Here is an 18,405-nt window from a genome sequence, read left to right on the forward strand (position 1 = left end):
TGTTGTTTGAGGTTTTACTCTCGTATAATCTTTACAATACCATTGTTACTTAATTTGATAATTGACGCTGGTTTTGAAAAGATTTTTTCGTGGTGCAAATTTACAACATAGTCTACACCTTTTAAAATAGCTGGTGCAATTTCTTTGAATGATTTTGGTGAATGTTGGGTGCTAATATTAGCAGATGTTGAAACAATGGCCCCATTTAGTTTTCTGGTAAGCCAATAGCAAAAATAATTATCAGGAATTCTTATAGCTATTGTCCCATCACTTCCTATTAAGTTAGCTGCTAAATTTTGCGCATCATCATAAATTATAGTTGTTGGTTGGTCTGTTATTTCTAAAATATTTAATGCTGTACTTGGTATTTGCTTTATATATTTTTTTAGCATTCTATCATCTGATATTAAACAAATAAGTGTATTGCAATCTTTATTTTGTTTTAATGTATAAATTTTATCTACTGCTTCGGGGTTAGCCGCATCACAACCAATTGCCCAAGCTGTATCTGTTGGGTAAAGTATAAGGCCTCCAGTTTTAAGTATTTGTAATGCCTTGTTTATTTCTTCATTCATGTTTTGAACCTTATATTTGCACGGTTGTAAATTTACAATAGAAAAATGATAGTAATATTACAGCATTTATTTTGTTAGAATGAAAGAAGTAAAAGTATTTAATAAGGATTTAGATATAAGTTTTCAAGAAAAACTAACTGCATTAATTCATGATTTTGATAATATAACAGGAGGTAAAGGAAAGCGAAATATTATTAAAATTATTGATTTAAATAGTTTTAATATAAATATTAAAGCTTTTAAAATTCCAAATATTGTAAATCAAATTGCTTATAAGTTTTTTAGAAAAAGTAAAGCACAACGCTCTTTTGAGTATGCTAATAAACTTATTAGTTTACAGGTGGGTACGCCAAAACCGTTAGCGTATTTTGAATATAGAACGGCTTTTTTGTTTAAAAAAAGCTTTTATGTTAGTGAGCAGTTAAATTGTGATTTAACATACAGAGAACTTATAAACGATTTTAATTATCCAGATTATGATAATATTTTAAGAGCTTTTACAAGGTTTACTTTTGATTTACATGAAAAAGGGATTGAGTTTCTAGATCATTCTCCAGGTAATACATTGATTAAGAAAAGTGGAGATAATTACAACTTTTTCTTGGTAGATTTAAATAGAATGAATTTTGGAGTTTTAGACTTTGAAAGTCGAATTAAAAATTTTGCAAGATTAAGCAAGCACAAATCAATGGTTGAAGTTATGAGTGATGAATATGCAAAATGTATTGGAGAAGATTATAATAAAGTATTTAACTTAATGTGGCAAGAAACACAAAATTTTCGAGCAAAATTTACACGAAAAAAAGAATTAAAAAAGAAACTAAAATTTTAATTGGTTTCTATTAACTCTTTTAATTTTTTATATCTAAAGTTTACACCATAAGCACTAAGGTAACAAATGGTAAGTCCTTCTTTACCATCTAAAAATCCAAGCCTAAAAAAGTAATTTGTTATAAACTTATAAAGCGGTCTGATATAAAAATGATATGGATTTGGCTTTTTACCTTTTTTAAATAACTCTAGCGCTTTAAGAGTAGCATAGTGTTCCATTTTAGATTTGTAATGTGCAGCACTATCAAAGCAGTAATGAAGCATATAGTTGTTAAGAACTTTACTGTTGCCCTCAATTTTAGGCATTTCATGAACAATTTTATCCTCAATATATTTTACTTTTCCTTTTTTAAATAATCTATAAGTAGTATCTGTTTGAAAACCGCTAAAGCGAATTCTTTTTTTCTTGAAGAAAAATTGACGTTTAAACATAAAGCCATTTATGTTTTTAGAAGTATTAATTTCTTCTGCTATTTCAGTTTTAAGCTTAGCTGTTATACGCTCGTCAGCGTCAATAAATAAAATCCAATCGTTACTAGCTTGTTCAATTGCAAAATTTCTTTGATCTGCAAAATTTTTAAATTCACGCTGAATAGTTTTAACGTTTTTTAATGCTTTTAACTTCTTAAAAGTACCATCATTACTATAAGCATCAATAACTATTATTTCATCAGCAAAGTCAATATTAGCAATAACTTGGTCTATATGATTAACTTCATTATAAGTTATAAGTAAGGCAGATATTTTATGGGTATTGTTCAAATTTTATTACATTAATTTTTTTGTGAAAGATTTATTATAACTTTTGAATGTAAAATACCCCAAACGTTTTCTTATTTTATACTTTCTAATTAAATTTAAAGGTTTGTTTTTTAAATAACTTTTGTCTTTATACAGATACGTAATACAAGATTCAATAATTCTTTCGCTAGACTTTCCATCAAAATAGGGGTGTAGCTGATTTATAAATTCATCTATATTTTTAATTAAGTTTTCAGGGTAAGTAAATGCTTTGGTGAAAGCATCTTCAATAGCTTCAGGATTTTTAACATTAATTAAATAGTTGTGGTTAAATGTATGGTTAAATGTTACAACGGGTTTTTTTTGAAGTAAAAATTCTTGAATTGCAGATGTAGTATCAGCAAACATAATATCGGCTTCTTTAAACAATGGTATTAAATCTGTGGTATTATGAAATTTGAAATTGTCATTATTTAAAGATTTCCATTTGTCTTTTATTTCATTTGGTAATTTAGGATGTAGTACCATAATAAAATTAAAAGTTTTGGTTGAAGAAAGTTGTTTAATTTCTTCAAAAACATCATTATTATAAGCCAAACTTAAACGTTCTGTAAAAGTTGATGCAATCATGATGGTTTTGCTGTGTTTCTTTTTTTCTATTGGAAACAATGGGTCTACTTTAGACCAACCAGTTTCTATAACTTGAAAATAAGGATGTTTTTTTTGTTGTGCCTTAAAACCTTTGGTAGTTGTTGGCCCTTGAGTACAGTATAAGTCAAAAAAACCTCTAACTCTAAAATGTGCATCAATATGTTTCTTATCGGGTCTTTTATAAGTAAGAAAACCATGAAATATTTGAACTTTTAACCCTGTAATAAAATCTGGAACATCATTTGTAGCAGTTAAAACAATATCTGGTTTATAGTTAATTATATCTTGAATAGTCTTTAAAGTATTTGTTTTGTATTTAATAGCTTTTTTGCCATCTTCAATATCAGCAAACCACTTTACAGTACAATCTCTTTTTAAAATTTCAGTTTCAAGCGGTAAACCTATTGGTAACGCATAACTATAAGATATATATATTAAAAATTTGAGTTGCATTAACTAATTATATTTAATAAAATTACTGTTTTAACTTGTGCGTTTTTCTAACCATTTTAAAATGTATTTTAAAATTCCAGGTGGGGCCAGATCTAAACTTTGTAAACCTAGAAAAAGCTTTCCTTTATTTTTTACGTTCAATTTAAATTTATACCATAATAAAGGTTTCTTGTAAGATCTAAAATACATTAATTGTAAATCTTCTTTTAAAACACAGGTTTTATTTTTTATTTCAATATGATTTGCTAATCCTTGAGGAGTAAATTGTGTTTTATTTCTAAATTTATGTTTTATATTATCTACAAAAACTTGTTCATTGTTTTTAAAGTACGTTTCGAAAGTACTTTTTCTTAATGGGTGTGGTGTATGTTTAAAATTGTAATAATTATTAAAACCTACTAGTTTTGCAGCATTCTGTTGAATACTTTTATGACCTGTTTTTGGTTTTTTAAATTTCTTATAAAAAATATCTTTATCAAATTTCAGCCATTTGCCTCTTAAAATAGGCAAACCATCTTTAAAAAAATCAGTAGGTTTTGTTTCATTTATTAAAAAGAAGTCATCATTAAAGTAAATGAAATGTTCTGCTAAATTTGGTATTCTAAACAAACAAGTTTCAAGGGGTCTGCAATTAAAAGTAGGTAAGAATTGCTCGTAACCATTAAATATTGCAGAGTGGTCTACAATTGATACTTTTTTGTATTTAATTTTAGTTTTGTTTTCTTTTAAAAAATTTGGAGTTTGATTATCTGTTATTATAAAGATATTTTGAATAAATGAGGCATATTTTAAAATGGAATTAATAGTATATTGAATTTCATTTACCTGGTCAAATCTAGTCCTAAACTTTTTTGAGCCTAAACTATCTCTATTTTTTAGAAAAGGAAGCATTTTTTCTTTATGCTTTTCATCATCACCATCAACCCATAAAATTACGGCGTCTATAGGATGATGTGTTTGATTCGTTTTTGTCATGATTTGTTGCATCAAAATTAGAAATAACTTTAAAGCCAATCAAGCTTAGTAATCTCTTTTTGCCCGTTTTTAAGTTTAGGAAGTACTATATAATCACCTATAATTTTGTTGTATTCATCTGGAATAAAATCTTTTCTGCCATCAGATGGATAAAAGGTCATTTCTCCAAAAATGGCTTTTCCTTCAATAGAATAAAAATCTACACGAACAAAAGGAAAGTTGCCAGCTAAAACCTCAGATAATGCTTTCATTTCATCCAAATTACTAGGTTTATTTACTTTAGATGTAATACTCTTTTCAATTTTAACATATCTAAAAGGTAAAGGTTTAAAATCTAAATCATAAAAACCTCTTTTGTGATTTTGTTCTCTGTCTAAATGTACTTCTAAAAATTTTGCTTCACCATTAAAACAGTAAAACTTATAGTCAATAAGGGAAATACCTCCCTCATCTTTTAAAAGTTTTTCAGCTATTAATCTAGGTTGTACATTTTTATAAGCCCATTCTTGTCCTGTTCTATAGTATTGGCTTTTACTTAACCATTTTTTAAACAATTTTGTGGTTTTGACCTTGTCAAGTTTGTCCTTATCTCTTATAATTAAATTGTAGCTGCTTGCATGTGTTGCTTTTATTATAAATTTATCTGGTAATTCTTCATAGTTTATTTCTTCAGGACTATTATAAACCCCATAAATTTCATTTAAATATTGTGATCCAATTTTTGTTTCAACATATTCTCTTACCGCATATTTATCTACCAATTGAGTTAATAAATTTGGATGATAAAAAACTTTATACCATTGTATTTTCTCATTAAATTCTAATGGGTTGTTTAAGTTTAGTTTTTTTCCTGTGTAATGCTCATAAAGAAAGTTTGCGTATATTTTAGGAGGTAAAAATTTTAATTTTCTCAACATTTGTATGCTGAACCTGCGTATGTTTTTTAGCATTATTTATTATAATTTCAACAAATATAATTAAAACTAATAGGACTGTTTTAAAGATAGAATTTAATAAGTATTTAACACAAAAAAGGGCAACTAATTAAAGAAGCCCTTTTTAATGTTTTACAGCTATTTGTTTATACAGCAACACTATGCTCACGAAGTGCATCGTTAAGCGATGTCTTTTTATTTGTACTTTCTTTACGTTTACCAATAATTAATGCACAAGGTACATTATAGCTTCCAGAAGGGAATTCTTTAGCATAACTACCAGGAATTACAACAGAACGCGCAGGTACTATACCTTTATACTCTACAGGTTTATCTCCAGTTACATCAATAATTTTAGTACTCATTGTTAAAACAACGCCTGCTCCTAAAACAGCTTCGGTTTCAACACGTACACCTTCAACAACTATACAACGACTGCCAATAAAGGCATTGTCTTCAATAATAACTGGAGCAGCTTGTAAAGGTTCTAAAACACCGCCAATACCAACACCTCCAGATAAATGCACATTTTTACCAATTTGAGCACAACTACCAACAGTAGCCCAAGTATCAACCATAGTACCTTCATCTACATAAGCTCCAATATTAACGTAACTTGGCATTAATATAGTGCCAGCAGATATATAAGCACCATGTCTTGCAACAGCATTTGGCACAACTCTAATACCACGTTCGGCAAAGTTTTTCTTTAAAGGTATTTTATCATGGTATTCAAATATACCTGCCTCTAAAGTTTCCATTTTTTGAATAGGGAAATATAAAACTACCGCTTTTTTAACCCATTCGTTAACTTGCCACCCACCAGTAATAGGTTCGGCCACTCTTAATTCACCTTTATCTAATAAATCTACTACGGTTCTTATAGCTGTGGTGGTTGTTTCTTCTTTTAAAAGTTCTCTATTATCCCAAGCTTTCTCTATGATTTGTTGTAATTCTGTCATTGATATTTATTTTTTGTAAATATAATAGCTATCATTTAAAAATGCATTGAAATAGATGTAATAATAACTAGAAATCTATAAGAAATATTCAATTTATAGTATGTTTTTAAAGGTTTAAAATGTGCATTTAATCTTTTTAGTTAATCTATTTTAGGTTGAAACACGAAACAAGGTGTTTTTTGTCGATAAATTATGTATTTCAACTATTTATCGGTAAAAACAAGACGGTTCTCTTATCATCGAAAAAACGTGGCATATATCTAATTTATTGTTGTTAAAGGTGCTTCTCGATATATATTTGAATCATCAAACAATGATAATTAAATGAAAAAAAATCTTTACATACTATTAATTTTATTACTTACTGTTTCTTTCGGGAATGCACAAAGTGCTACTGAAACTGCTGAGACGGAATCTAATAAAACTATTTCTGTATCTAACGATAGTGAAATAGCTCCTTTATCTATAGAGGTTAATACTACTAAAGACAATGATTCATTATTAATTGATGCTTCTCAAGTAAACGAAACAATTGCACGTAGCTCTAGTGATATTAGAATTTACTTAAACCGTAAAAGAAAAGTAAGTAACATCAATTTATTATTTAAAGAAATAAACAAGGCTATTAGAGCTTAAACGATAATGTTCAAGTATTAATATTAAGGTTAATAATTAAGAAAGGCTGTCCAAAAAGGATAGCCTTTCTTGTTTTTTAAGTTATTTTTGCAAAAAAGAAGTATGGCAAGAATTCTAGCAATTGATTTTGGTACTAAAAGAACTGGTATAGCGGTAACTGATGAGTTACAGATTATAGCATCAGGACTTACAACAGTTAATACAAAAGAATTACTTTCATTTTTAAAAGATTATATTAAAAAAGAAACTGTTGAATTATTTCTAATAGGTGAGCCTAAACAAATGGATAATTCAGCATCAGAGAGTGAAGTACACATAATTAAGTTTATTTCAAAGTTAGAAAAAGCTATTCCTAACATACCTATTAAAAGAGTTGATGAGCGCTTCACATCAAAAATGGCATTTCAAACGATGATTGATAGTGGCTTAAAAAAGAATCAAAGAAAAAATAAAGCACTTGTAGACGAAATTAGTGCAACACTAATATTACAAAGTTATTTATATTCTAAATAGCTAATTTCAAAAAAGAATAAATATTTGTTAAATACAAGGCATAAAGTATAAGAATTGTATTTTTGCAAAGATTAATAATAGCACAGAATGATTTTACCAATAGTAGCCTACGGAGACCCGGTTTTAAAAAAGAAAGCCAAAGATATTACTAAAGATTATAAGAATTTTGATACTCTTTTAGAAAACATGTTTGAAACCATGTATAATGCTTATGGCGTTGGTCTTGCTGCACCTCAAATAGGATTGCCTATTCGTATGTTTTTGGTTGATACCACACCGTTTTCTGAAGATGAAGATTTATCAAAAGAAGAACAAGAAGCTTTAAATGGCTTTAAGCGTGTGTTTATTAATGCCAAAATTGTTAAGGAAGAAGGTGATGAGTGGGCTTTTAATGAAGGTTGTTTAAGTATTCCAGATGTAAGAGAAGATGTATTTAGAAAACCTATAATAACCATAGAGTATCTAGATGAAAATTTTAAACCACATAAAGAATCATTTGACGGTTTAATAGCTAGAGTTATCCAACATGAATATGATCATATTGAGGGTGTTTTATTTACAGATAAATTATCCAGTTTAAAAAAGCGATTAATTAAAGGTAGACTAACTAATATTTCTAAAGGAAAAATAAATGTAGACTACAGAATGCGTTTCCCAGATCAAAAAAAGAGAAGATAATATTTGCAATACAACAATAAACATTTGATATTTGCGCCTTTCAAAAAATAATTTATGAGTTTAGAAAAAGTAATTTCAATTTCAGGAAAACCAGGATTGTTCAAGTTAATTACACAAACACGTGGTGGTTTTGTAGCAGAATCGTTAATTGATAACAAACGTATTTCTGTGAGTATACAAAATAATGTAAGCGTATTAAGTGAAATTGCTATTTATACTTTAACTGAAGAGGTACCTTTACGTCAAGTATTTCAAAATATTAAAGAAAAAGAAAATGGTGAAAAAACTTCGGTTAAACCAAAAGATAGTAAAGACAAATTAGAAGAATATTTCTTTAATGTTTTACCAGACTATGATGAAGATAGAGTTTATGCAAGCGATATAAAAAAAGTTATTCAATGGTATAACCTATTGCAAGAACATAATATGTTAGATTTATTAACCGATGAAAAAGTATCGGACGAAGAAGAATAAAAATTCAATTTTAATATATTTTTAAAACCTCCCATAAATGGAGGTTTTTTTATGTCTTTTTTGTAAGTTTTACTTAAGTTTTTAGACTATTTAGTTTCTAACAAAACTATTAATAACAATGAACTCACTCTGGTTTTTTGACGATGTTAACCTTTTTAAGGTGCTTTGTCCACATAAATTCAAGGCCTATAAAAAGGATCATGATTTTGATGCTTACAAAAAGCAAGATTATATCTATTTTGAAGAAGACTCTGCTAATAAAGTATATCTAATTGAAAAAGGAAAAGTAAAAATCGGTTATTATAGCGAAGATGGAGCTGAGGTTGTAAAAGCTATTTTAACACGTGGTGAAATTTTTGGTGAAACCGCTATTTTAGGAGAGTCTAAAAGAGAAGAGTTTGCCCAATCCATTGATAATAGTACAAGTATTTGCCCTGTTGGTGTAAATACAATGCATGAATTAATGCGGAATAATCAAACTTTTACTTTAAAAATATATAAGGTTATTGGTTTTAGATTAAAAAAACTTGAAAGGCGCTTACAGTTATTGCTTTTCAAAGATGCCAAAACAAGACTAATAGAATTTTTAGACGAATTATGTTCAGATTACGGATATGATTGTGAAAAAACAGGCGATAAAATTATTCAACATCCATACACTCAAAAAGATATTGCTTCATTAATTGGTACTTCAAGACCAACACTAAATATTCTTTTAAATGAATTAAAAGAAGAAAACATTATTGAATTTAGTAGAAAAGAGATAAGAATTCATCATAAAAGTGCGTAATGTTAGATAGCTAACATTTTATAATATATACATGGTATAATTTTGAAGTATTAAAAAACTTTAAAAAAATAAACCATGATTAAAAAAATGTTTTTAGCAGTATTAGCAATAGGTATTTTTGCTAGTTCTTGTAGTAATGATGACGATGGAGTTGCAACATCAAGATTAACTTTATCATTAGATGGATTAGAAAATTTAGGAACCGATTTTGTATATGAAGGTTGGATTATCGTAGATGGTAACCCAGTATCAACAGGTGTATTTACTGTTGATGATTCAGGTACTTTATCTGAAACAAGTTTTCAAGTAATGAAAGAAACCTTGGATGCAGCAACAACTTTTGTATTATCAATAGAGCCAGCTAACGATCCAGATCCTGCACCAGCAGATACAAAACTATTAGTTGGTAACTTTTCAGGTAACACAGCAAATGTTGGGTCTGAAGGTATCGTAGCAGATTTTGCTTCTGCGTCTGGTAAATATATTTTAGCAACACCTACAGATATGGATATGACTAATGAATCAAGCGGAGTTTGGTTTTTAGATAATTCAAGTGGTAGCCCAGTTACAGGATTAAACTTACCAACGCTTTCTGCTGGTTGGCAATATGAAGGTTGGGTGGTTTTTGATGGTACTCCAGTATCAACAGGTACATTTTTAGATCCAGCAATGGCAGATGATAATGCTGCAACTTCACCTTTTAAAGGAAGTGCAGGTAATGGACCAGGATATCCAGGTGAAGATTACGTAATGGGAACTGCTGCCGGAATTCAATTTCCAACTGATTTAAAAGAAAGAACTATTGTAATTTCTGTAGAGCCAAGTCCAGATAATAGTGCAGCACCATTCGCTTTAAAGCCATTGGCACATATGGTACCAGCTAATGCGGCAGATCATACTGCCATTTCAATGGGAGCAGGGCCAGTATCTAGTTTAAGTGGTACCGTTTCAAGATAAAAATAATTTTTTTTGTTAGATTTAAGGCATGGTTTCTGTTTTTGAAACTGTGCCTTAATAATTTAAAATGAAAATATCAAAAAGTAAAATAAAGAATATCATATTTTTTATAATGATTGGGGTGTTACTATTTCCTAAAACCCGACAACCTATTCAAGTATTACTTCATAAAACATTGGCTGTTTTTAGCCCTTCAATCAATGATGCTTCAAATCAAATTAAAATCGATGATTATAATTGGAGGTTGAAAGACGAAAATGGTACTGTTTTTAATTTTGAACAACTAAAAGACAAAGTGGTATTAGTTAATTTTTGGGCAACTTGGTGTCCTCCTTGTATTGCAGAAATGCCTAGTATGCAATCACTATACAACGATTATAAAGGTAAAATTGAATTTGTTTTTGTTTCTAATGAAGACAATTTAAAAATCGATAAATTTAAAAGTGAAAATGATTATACCTTTAAAGTATATAGCCCAATAACAAAATATCCAGAAGGATTTAATGTTTCAAGTATACCTAGAACTTTCTTAATTGATAAAACAGGAAATATTGTAATTGATAAAACAGGTGCTGCAAATTGGAATAGTAAAACTGTTAGAACTACAATTGATAAGTTATTATCTACAAAGTTTTGAAAAACGCTTTAATAAAACTCCAAGAAAATAACGACCACATAATTTTTAATTCTTCAATAAAAGAAGATTCTTCATCTAAAAAGCGAAACATAGTTTGAATGGAATTTTTGTTGTAAAACTGATAAAAAATCCATTCGCCTTTATGGTTTTCATCTTTTAAAACCTTTAAAAACACTTTATCATAAAATTTAAATCTGCTTTTAAATAAATTTGCCGATGGTGTTTTTCCTGTTTTAATATTAGCAATAATTTTATCAACTTTATTTTCTGTAAGTTTAAAAGAATAGCCCGTTGAGCCTTTTACCCAACCACCACCTGTACCAATTTTAGTAATTTTATTGGTGTTGAATTTAGCAAAAGGAAAGTTAGTCATTGGTATTTCACCTTTTTCAGTTTCAATAATCGAATAGTTTTCAATTTTTAAATAATCCTTTATATATATTTTTATAAAATCGTCATAGGTGTTTTCGTTTACAACTTGAGGTGTAAAATAGGTAAACTCAACTAAAGCCTCGGTTTTAGAAAAAGGTAGTACATAGGTAAATGTAGTTTGTTGGCCATCTTTTAACCTATAATCCATCATGGTTAGTTTATTGTTATCAAAAAAGTCATTTTCAGTTTTAATAACCCAGCCTTTAAAATGTTGAACGATTGAAATGTACTTTTTTAAATGAATAGAAAACAATTCAGGAATTCTACTATCAAAAACATGTATAGCTGTATAGTTGTTTTTATGAGTTATTACGTTTACATTTTCATTTTCATTTACGATGGTTACATGGTCTATAAAAAACTCAATATTGTTTTTTTTTGATAAACTTTCTTTGGCTAGATTATAAAAATCAATAGATCGAATCGTTTTGTATGAATATGGATTAAGATTAAGTTCTATACTTTTTTTAGAAGTTATTATAGATGCTTTGCTCCATGATTTATAAGTAATATTATTCCATTGTGAAGGTTCTGTTTCCCAGAAGCTCCAAGTTTTATCATTAGTATCTTTTTTAGAAGCATCAATAAGGGCGATTCGCTTTTCATTAAAAAAAGTATCGTTAGCCATTTTAACAGCAAGCTGTAATCCTGCTAGCCCATTACCAATAATAATATAATCGAAATGGGTATTATTTGTCATTTGAGAAAAATGAAATACAATTTATTTCTTGAAATATTTAAAGGGTACAAATAGCATCCCGAAGCATTCACCATCTTCTTTTCCTAAGTGCTTATGATGAATTTTGTGTGCTCGTCTTACCCCTTTAGCATACCAATTATTTGCATTTCTAAAAAGTTTAAAACGCTGGTGAATAAATATATCATGTACTATAAAGTAAGATAGACCGTATGCAAAAATACCTAAACCTATAGGTAATCCTGCCCAAAAGGTAGTGTGTTTCCAGAGTAAAAAGAAACCAATACTAACAACGGCATAAAATATAAAAAAAGCATCGTTACGCTCAAACCAACTGTCATGATCTTTGTGGTGGTGGTCTTTATGTAAACTCCATAACATACCATGCATTATGTATTTATGAGTAAACCATGCCATAAATTCCATAAATAAATATGTTCCTAAAAATATAAGTATCCAGTATAATGTTTGCATGACTAAAATTTACAATAAATTTAATTGATATTTTACATAACTACGCATTAAAAGTTCTATTTTTTTAGGATTTGAAACTCGAATTCTTGAATCTTTTATTTTTAATGCAGGCGTTTTCTTAAGTTTTTTAAGAAGTTGACTGTAATATCTATAGGCCATAAAAACACCAAACTTAGCTTCAATTGGTAATTTTTTTATGCCACTTAGTCCTTTCTCAAAATCTGCTTCTATATCATCAATAATATTTTGTTTTGATGATTCGTTAAGATTTTTTAAATCTGTATTTGGAAAATAGGTTCTGTCAAGACCTTCAAAATCTGCTTTTAAATCTCTTAAAAAGTTTACTTTCTGAAATGCAGAACCTAATGACATAGCTGTCTCTTTAAGTTCCTCATATTTTTTATCATTACCATTCACAAAAACCTTTAAACACATTAACCCAACTACATCTGCAGATCCATAAATGTAGTCTTTAAATTCATCTTGTGTTAAATAATTTGTTTTGTGTAAATCTAATCGCATGCTATTCATAAAAGCATCAACCAAAGATTTGTCTATACTGTATTTGTGAAATGTATGTTGAAACGAATTTAAAATAGGATTAAGACTAATTTTATTTTCTAATGCTAATTCTAAATCGTCTGAAAACCTATTAAATAAAGATTCTTTATCGTAATCGTGAAAAGAATCAACAATTTCATCAGCAAATCTAACAAATCCGTAAATATTGTAAATATCACCACGTATAGATTTATATAGCATTTTAGTAGCTAACGAAAATGATGTACTATATGTTTTAGTTACAAGCTTACTGCTGTTGTAAGAAACGTTATCAAATAGTGATTTCATACTAATTGCTGTGGTGTTTGGTTATTAATTCTGCTACTAATTTACCTGAGATTAATGCTGGTGGTACACCTGGTCCAGGAACAGTTAATTGTCCGGTAAAATATAAATTTTTTACTTTTTTACTTTTCAATTTTGGTCTTAAAAAGGCTGTTTGAGATAGCGTGTTAGCCATACCATAAGCGTTACCTTTATAAGAATTATATTCTTTTATGAAGTCTTTTACACAAAAGGATTCTTTAAATATAATATTATTTCTTACATCTTGGTCTGTTAATTTTTCAAAACGAGATATAATAATGTCAAAATATTGAGATCTAATAGCTTCAGTATCGTCTATACCTGGGGCAATTGGAATTAGAAAGAAACCAGTTTCTGAGTCTTTAGGAGCCATTGATGCATCTGTTACCGAAGGGAAATTGGCATAAAATAAAGGGTCTTTAGGCCATTTAGGATTATCATAAATCTCTTCAGCATGGGTTTCAAAACTTGTATCAAAAAATAAATTATGATGGTTAATGTTTTTTAATTTCTTATCGAAACCTACATAAAATAGGAGAGAAGAAGGTGCAAATGTTTTTTTGGACCAATATGATTCTGAGTATTGACGGTATTCTTGGTTTAACAATGTTTCAGAATGGTGATAATCTGCACCACTTAAAACAATATCAAATTCTTTTTCTTTTCCGTTAACTAGTATTGAATTTACAATTTTATTTTTAACATTAATTTTTTCAACAGGGCTGTTTGTATAAATTTTAACGCCAAGGCTTTCGGCAAGACTTTTCATGGCTTTTATAACTTCATACATACCACCTTTAGGGTGCCAAGTACCTAAACCAAAATCTGCATAATTCATAAAACTATAGAAAGATGGTGTTTTGCTAGGTTTTGCACCAAGAAAAAGTACAGGAAATTCTAGGGTTGATATCAATTTTGGGTTATTAAACATCTTTCTAACATCTCCGCTAATTGTTTTAAAAAACTGATCTACTCTCGTGGCTGTTTCAGGAGTTATTAATTCAAATGGTGAAAGGCCAGGTTTTAAAACTACTTTATTTATGGCTATGTCATAATTTGTTGCAGCTTTTTTTATAAATTTTCGAAGCGGTTTAGCACTTCCTTCCTCTATTCTTTCAAATTCAGAACATATCTTGTCTAGTGTATCACCTATAGTAATAACTTCGTCTTTGAAGAATATTTTGTAGGCTGGGCTTAATTTGTCTAAACTATAGTAGTCTGATGTTTTTTTGTTGAAGTCATTAAAAAATTTCTGAAAAATATCTGGCATCCAATACCAACTCGGACCAATATCAAAAGTGAAACCTTCTTTTTTTAGTTGCCTTGCGCGGCCTCCAACAGTACTGTTTTTTTCGTAAATAGTTACATCATAACCATATTGTCTTAAATAACAACTTGCTGATAATGCTGAGAACCCTGATCCAATTATGGCTATTGTTTTTTTCATTGTTTAACAAATTTAGCAAAAAATTAAACAAAAAAGTAGTTTTTATAAATCTTTAACTAAATTTTCAATGGAATTAAATATGGAAATTTTTTCAGATAAGCCATCTTGATTAAAATCGCTTAATCTTTTACCTAAAAGAAAAAGTTTAGTGTTGTCTTTTTCAAGAAGTAGTTCTTCAAATTTATTAATGTATTCGGGTATGTCTTTTGATTCTGGGTAAACAGTAAAGTAGGATACAAAAGTGATTTCTTCAAAAAAGTCAAGTAAATCTGTTAAGCTTTCCATAGGTACACTTTCTCCTAAAAATATAGTGTGATAGCCTTTACTTCTTAATTGGTAATTAATAAAAAGAAGCCCAATATCATGTATTTCGTTTTCAGGGAGAAAAAGGACAAATGTTTTTGAAACAGGTTTTGGCTCTAAAAGTTGTAAACGTTCGGTATTTAATAGAATTTTTTGTTTCATATGCACAGACAAAAAATGTTCGTGTGCAGGAGTAATGGTATTTGTTTGCCAAAGCAATCCTATTTCATTAAGTAATGGTAAGAATACAGAATAAAATATTTCACTAAAAGATTTGTTCTCTAATAGATTATTGTAGGTGCTGTAAAATAAAACTTGGTCAAAATTTATCATTGCCATTTTAAGAGCATTAATAGCATGGTCTTCAACTTTTGCTCTAGATGCAATCTCTCTTACCTTAATAGGGATTTGGTCTTCATCAAGATCGGCAATTTTGGATATTTTAAGTCCATTATTGTTTAAGTAAGAAATATTTAATAGTTTTTGGAAACTAGTTAAACTATAATTTCTAATATTAGTATCAGATCTATCAGGGCTAAGTAAATTATAGCGTTTTTCCCAAATACGGATTGTATGTGCTTTAATACCTGTAAGATTTTCTAAGTCTTTGATACTAAAGTTTACTTTAATATTGTTCATTAATATTTAAATTTTCTTAAACAAAAGTAATAATATAAATTTAGAATTCATAAAAAATATATCTATTTATAAATTTTGTTTTGAATTTAAGAGTAAAAAACAATTGTTTTAACGTTTATATTTAAGTACTTTCATTCTTTGTAAAATCACTAGTATAGCCTACTTTTGATAGGTCTTGTAACAATTAATTAAGTTTGTAAGTTCCATTATGGTTGATGATTTTTTTATTTTTAAACTAAAGCTAAGTTATTTTAAATATTTTCTTTTAATAGTCTGTTTTTCAGCCTGTACAACTAAAACTAAGTATGTTAAATTAGATGATGATAGTGTATTTGTATCTTCTAAATTAATACCCGACAATCATTTTTTAGGAGATAAAGTATGTGCAGAGTGCCATAAAGAAGAGGTTGATAATTGGAAAGGGTCGCATCATGATAAAGCCATGCAAATAGCAAACGATTCAACAATTTTGGCCGATTTTAACAACATAAAATTTACAAGCCAAGGTGTTACTTCTCACTTTTATAAAAACGATAATGCTTTTTTTGTTAATACTGAAGGTCCAGACGGAACTTATGAAGACTATAAAATAGAGTATACATTTGGAATTACACCATTACAACAATATATAGTTAAATTTCCTGATGGTCATTACCAATGTCTTAGGACTGCTTGGGATACAGAAAAGAATACATGGTTTGATTTATATCCAGATTTTAAGGTGGTACATTCAGAATGGTTACATTGGTCTAGAGGTGGTTTAAACTGGAATAACATGTGTTCGGACTGCCATTCAACTAATGTTAGAAAAAATTATAATCAAGAAACACATAGTTACAATACTAAATATGCCATAATTAATGTGAATTGCGAAGCATGCCATGGTGCTGGTAAAAATCATGTGGAGCAAGCAAAAAAGCTAGGTGAAGATTATAAATCGTCAAACGAATTATGGATGACAAGTAATACAACAGCAAAAGAGTTAGTAGACCAATGTGCTAGATGCCACATGCGTAGAGAACAAATTTCTGGGCATTTTAATTTTGAAGGCACAATGCTAGATCATTACTCGCCACAGTTAATAGTTAACAATACTTATTACCCAGATGGACAAATTTTAGACGAGGATTATGTATACGGTTCGTTTGTACAAAGTAAAATGTATAGTAATAATGTTACTTGTACTAATTGCCATGACCCACATTCGCTAAAATTGAAGTTTGAAGGCAATAATTTATGTACTCAATGTCACGTACCTAGTACTTATAATACTCCAGAACACCATTTTCATTCTGAAAACTCAGAAGGCGCTCAATGTATTAATTGCCATATGGATGGTAAAACTTATATGGGAAATGATTACCGACGAGACCATAGTTTTAGAATACCTAGACCCGATTTAAGTATTAAATATAATACACCAAATGCTTGTATTCGATGTCATACAGATAAAGATAATGAATGGGCATGGGAACATTTTAAAAAGAATTACGGAGAGCCAGATTACAAACATTTTTCTGAACTTTTAGCACCAGGTTTAACAGGTATGGATAATGGTTATAGTAGTCTTTTAACTTTAGCTAAGGATACAATATACCCAGAAATTGCAAGAGCATCTGCCGTTAGGGGGATGAGTATGTATTTAAATGAAGAAGCTATATCTAATATGCTAAACTTTTTACAAGACGATTCTCCATTAGTTAGAGGTGCTACGGTTGATGTGCTTGGTGAATTATCAACAACAGACTATGTAACATATTTTATACCTCTATTAAAAGACAAGAAGCGTTCTGTGAGAGTTAAAGCATTTCATGCTATGGCTTCTTTAGATGAAATTCAAATTCCTGAAGCTTACAAAGAAGCTTATAAAAAAGTAAGTGAAGAATATAAGACTCATTTAAATGTTATATCTGATTTTTCTGGAGGAAGAGCAAAAAAAGGTAACTATTATTTAAAAAAGGGAGATTTAATTAATGCTATTAAATCTTTAGAAAGTGCTTTGGAAATTGACCAAATTAATAATATAGTTAGAAGTAACCTGGCAAATTTATATTATAATAACGGTGATTTTGAAAAAGCAGAAAATGCGTTTAAAACAATTATAAATCAAGAGCCAGAGTTTGCACAAACATATTATTCTTATGCATTATTATTGGGTGAGCAAAATAGAACTAAAGAAGCTATAACCCAATTAGAGCTTGCAATTAAATATATGCCTGATAATGTTAGGTTTTATTATAATTTAAGTTTGTTATATGATAAACTCAATAATTTTGATAAAGCAGAAAAAGCAGTATTAAAAGGCTTGAAAATAGCGCCACAAAACGATAGTTTATTATATGTGTTGGCTTATATCTATCAAAAAAACAATCATATAGATAAAGCAAAGAATGTTGCATCAAGATTGGTTGAATTATATCCAAACAATTCTCAATATGTAAATTTTTATAATCAGTTACCTTAAGCAGTATGTAATTGTTGTAAAAAAGAAGTGCGCACGAGAAGATTCGAACTTCCACATCCTAAAACGGATACTGGCCCCTCAAGCCAGCGCGTCTACCAATTCCGCCACGTGCGCATTAATGAAGTGAGTAAAAATAAAAAAAGTTAAGCAATAAAGCTTAACTTTTTTTGTGACCGGGCTGGGGCTCGAACCCAGGACCCTCTCCTTAAAAGGGAGATGCTCTACCAACTGAGCTACCAGGTCATTATTCCAAACTAACATAACATAGTTGCTG

The 18,405-nt window shown here is 29.0% G+C and carries 20 protein-coding genes and 2 tRNA genes; 9 read left to right on the top strand and 13 right to left on the bottom strand.

Features of this window, described 5'->3' with window-relative positions; all coding sequences use genetic code 11:
• Positions 1–14: 14 nt before the first annotated feature.
• On the bottom strand, positions 15–575 hold the full coding sequence (locus Q0842_RS09310) for an L-threonylcarbamoyladenylate synthase (protein ID WP_298497277.1): 561 nt from the start codon (positions 573–575) through the stop codon (positions 15–17).
• Positions 576–654: 79 nt separating this feature from the next.
• On the opposite strand from Q0842_RS09310, the gene Q0842_RS09315 reads away from it, so the two are divergent.
• Positions 655–1,407: a lipopolysaccharide kinase InaA family protein gene (locus Q0842_RS09315; protein ID WP_298497279.1), complete on the top strand. Its 753-nt coding sequence runs from the start codon at positions 655–657 to the stop codon at positions 1,405–1,407.
• Here Q0842_RS09315 and Q0842_RS09320 read toward each other — a convergent pair.
• The 5 genes from Q0842_RS09320 to Q0842_RS09340 form a co-directional block, all read right to left on the bottom strand.
• Entirely contained in the window at positions 1,404–2,168 is a 765-nt protein-coding gene (locus Q0842_RS09320) for a glycosyltransferase family 2 protein (protein WP_298497282.1), read from the bottom strand. The two genes, Q0842_RS09315 and Q0842_RS09320, sit on opposite strands and share 4 nt — an antisense overlap.
• A gap of 6 nt (positions 2,169–2,174) precedes the next feature.
• Positions 2,175–3,251, bottom strand: coding sequence for a UDP-N-acetylglucosamine 2-epimerase (locus Q0842_RS09325; RefSeq protein WP_298497284.1), 1,077 nt, complete (start codon positions 3,249–3,251; stop codon positions 2,175–2,177).
• Between the two features lie 30 nt (positions 3,252–3,281).
• Positions 3,282–4,226, bottom strand: coding sequence for a Stealth CR1 domain-containing protein (locus Q0842_RS09330; protein ID WP_298497287.1), 945 nt, complete (start codon positions 4,224–4,226; stop codon positions 3,282–3,284).
• A 29-nt stretch (positions 4,227–4,255) separates the two neighbouring features.
• A complete protein-coding gene (locus Q0842_RS09335) occupies positions 4,256–5,143 on the bottom strand; it encodes an ATP-grasp fold amidoligase family protein (RefSeq protein WP_298497290.1) in 888 nt (295 codons plus the stop codon).
• Between the two features lie 164 nt (positions 5,144–5,307).
• A complete protein-coding gene (locus Q0842_RS09340) occupies positions 5,308–6,123 on the bottom strand; it encodes a 2,3,4,5-tetrahydropyridine-2,6-dicarboxylate N-succinyltransferase (protein ID WP_298497292.1) in 816 nt (271 codons plus the stop codon).
• A 324-nt stretch (positions 6,124–6,447) separates the two neighbouring features.
• Between Q0842_RS09340 and Q0842_RS09345 the strand changes: the two genes are divergently transcribed.
• The 7 genes from Q0842_RS09345 to Q0842_RS09375 all read left to right on the top strand — a co-directional run bounded on the left by Q0842_RS09345 (position 6,448) and on the right by Q0842_RS09375 (position 10,808).
• The gene (locus Q0842_RS09345) at positions 6,448–6,759 is read left to right on the top strand and encodes a hypothetical protein (protein ID WP_298497295.1); all 312 of its coding nucleotides are present in this window, start codon (positions 6,448–6,450) and stop codon (positions 6,757–6,759) included.
• Positions 6,760–6,861: 102 nt separating this feature from the next.
• Positions 6,862–7,272 (top strand): Holliday junction resolvase RuvX, encoded by a 411-nt coding sequence (gene ruvX / locus Q0842_RS09350; protein WP_298497298.1) that lies wholly within the window; start codon positions 6,862–6,864, stop codon positions 7,270–7,272.
• Positions 7,273–7,359: 87 nt separating this feature from the next.
• A complete protein-coding gene (gene def, locus Q0842_RS09355) occupies positions 7,360–7,950 on the top strand; it encodes a peptide deformylase (protein WP_298497301.1) in 591 nt (196 codons plus the stop codon).
• A 54-nt stretch (positions 7,951–8,004) separates the two neighbouring features.
• The gene (locus Q0842_RS09360; protein WP_298497305.1) at positions 8,005–8,424 is read left to right on the top strand and encodes a DUF5606 domain-containing protein; all 420 of its coding nucleotides are present in this window, start codon (positions 8,005–8,007) and stop codon (positions 8,422–8,424) included.
• 118 nt (positions 8,425–8,542) lie between these two features.
• Positions 8,543–9,214 (top strand): Crp/Fnr family transcriptional regulator, encoded by a 672-nt coding sequence (locus Q0842_RS09365; protein WP_298497308.1) that lies wholly within the window; start codon positions 8,543–8,545, stop codon positions 9,212–9,214.
• 75 nt (positions 9,215–9,289) lie between these two features.
• Entirely contained in the window at positions 9,290–10,171 is an 882-nt protein-coding gene (locus tag Q0842_RS09370; RefSeq protein WP_298497310.1) for an anti-sigma factor, read from the top strand.
• Between the two features lie 67 nt (positions 10,172–10,238).
• Positions 10,239–10,808 carry a TlpA disulfide reductase family protein gene (locus tag Q0842_RS09375; RefSeq protein WP_298497313.1) on the top strand — a complete coding sequence of 190 codons (570 nt, stop codon included), beginning with the start codon at positions 10,239–10,241 and terminating at the stop codon, positions 10,806–10,808.
• On the opposite strand, the gene Q0842_RS09380 is transcribed toward Q0842_RS09375, so the two are convergent.
• The 5 genes from Q0842_RS09380 to Q0842_RS09400 are packed head-to-tail and all read right to left on the bottom strand — an operon-like array spanning position 10,795 to position 15,667.
• Positions 10,795–11,940 (bottom strand): lycopene cyclase family protein, encoded by a 1,146-nt coding sequence (locus Q0842_RS09380; RefSeq protein ID WP_298497316.1) that lies wholly within the window; start codon positions 11,938–11,940, stop codon positions 10,795–10,797. The two genes, Q0842_RS09375 and Q0842_RS09380, sit on opposite strands and share 14 nt — an antisense overlap.
• Positions 11,941–11,961: 21 nt before the next feature.
• Positions 11,962–12,411 (bottom strand): sterol desaturase family protein, encoded by a 450-nt coding sequence (locus Q0842_RS09385; protein WP_298497319.1) that lies wholly within the window; start codon positions 12,409–12,411, stop codon positions 11,962–11,964.
• A 9-nt stretch (positions 12,412–12,420) separates the two neighbouring features.
• Positions 12,421–13,260, bottom strand: a complete 840-nt coding sequence (locus Q0842_RS09390) for a phytoene/squalene synthase family protein (RefSeq protein ID WP_298497321.1) — start codon at positions 13,258–13,260, stop codon at positions 12,421–12,423.
• 1 nt (position 13,261) lies between these two features.
• The gene (gene crtI / locus Q0842_RS09395; protein ID WP_298497324.1) at positions 13,262–14,725 is read right to left on the bottom strand and encodes an NAD(P)/FAD-dependent oxidoreductase; all 1,464 of its coding nucleotides are present in this window, start codon (positions 14,723–14,725) and stop codon (positions 13,262–13,264) included.
• A gap of 42 nt (positions 14,726–14,767) precedes the next feature.
• Complete coding sequence (locus Q0842_RS09400; protein ID WP_298497327.1) at positions 14,768–15,667, bottom strand: MerR family transcriptional regulator; 900 nt, start codon at positions 15,665–15,667, stop codon at positions 14,768–14,770.
• 208 nt (positions 15,668–15,875) lie between these two features.
• On the opposite strand from Q0842_RS09400, the gene Q0842_RS09405 reads away from it, so the two are divergent.
• Positions 15,876–18,131: a tetratricopeptide repeat protein gene (locus Q0842_RS09405; RefSeq protein WP_298497330.1), complete on the top strand. Its 2,256-nt coding sequence runs from the start codon at positions 15,876–15,878 to the stop codon at positions 18,129–18,131.
• Between the two features lie 28 nt (positions 18,132–18,159).
• Here the strand turns inward: Q0842_RS09405 and Q0842_RS09410 are convergent.
• Both Q0842_RS09410 and Q0842_RS09415 read right to left on the bottom strand, forming a co-directional pair.
• A tRNA-Leu gene (locus tag Q0842_RS09410) sits at positions 18,160–18,245 on the bottom strand.
• Positions 18,246–18,301: 56 nt separating this feature from the next.
• Positions 18,302–18,374, bottom strand: a tRNA-Lys gene (locus tag Q0842_RS09415).
• Positions 18,375–18,405 lie beyond the last annotated feature (31 nt).

The sequence above is a fragment of the uncultured Algibacter sp. genome (assembly GCF_947495675.1).
GTDB lineage: Bacteria > Bacteroidota > Bacteroidia > Flavobacteriales > Flavobacteriaceae > Algibacter_B.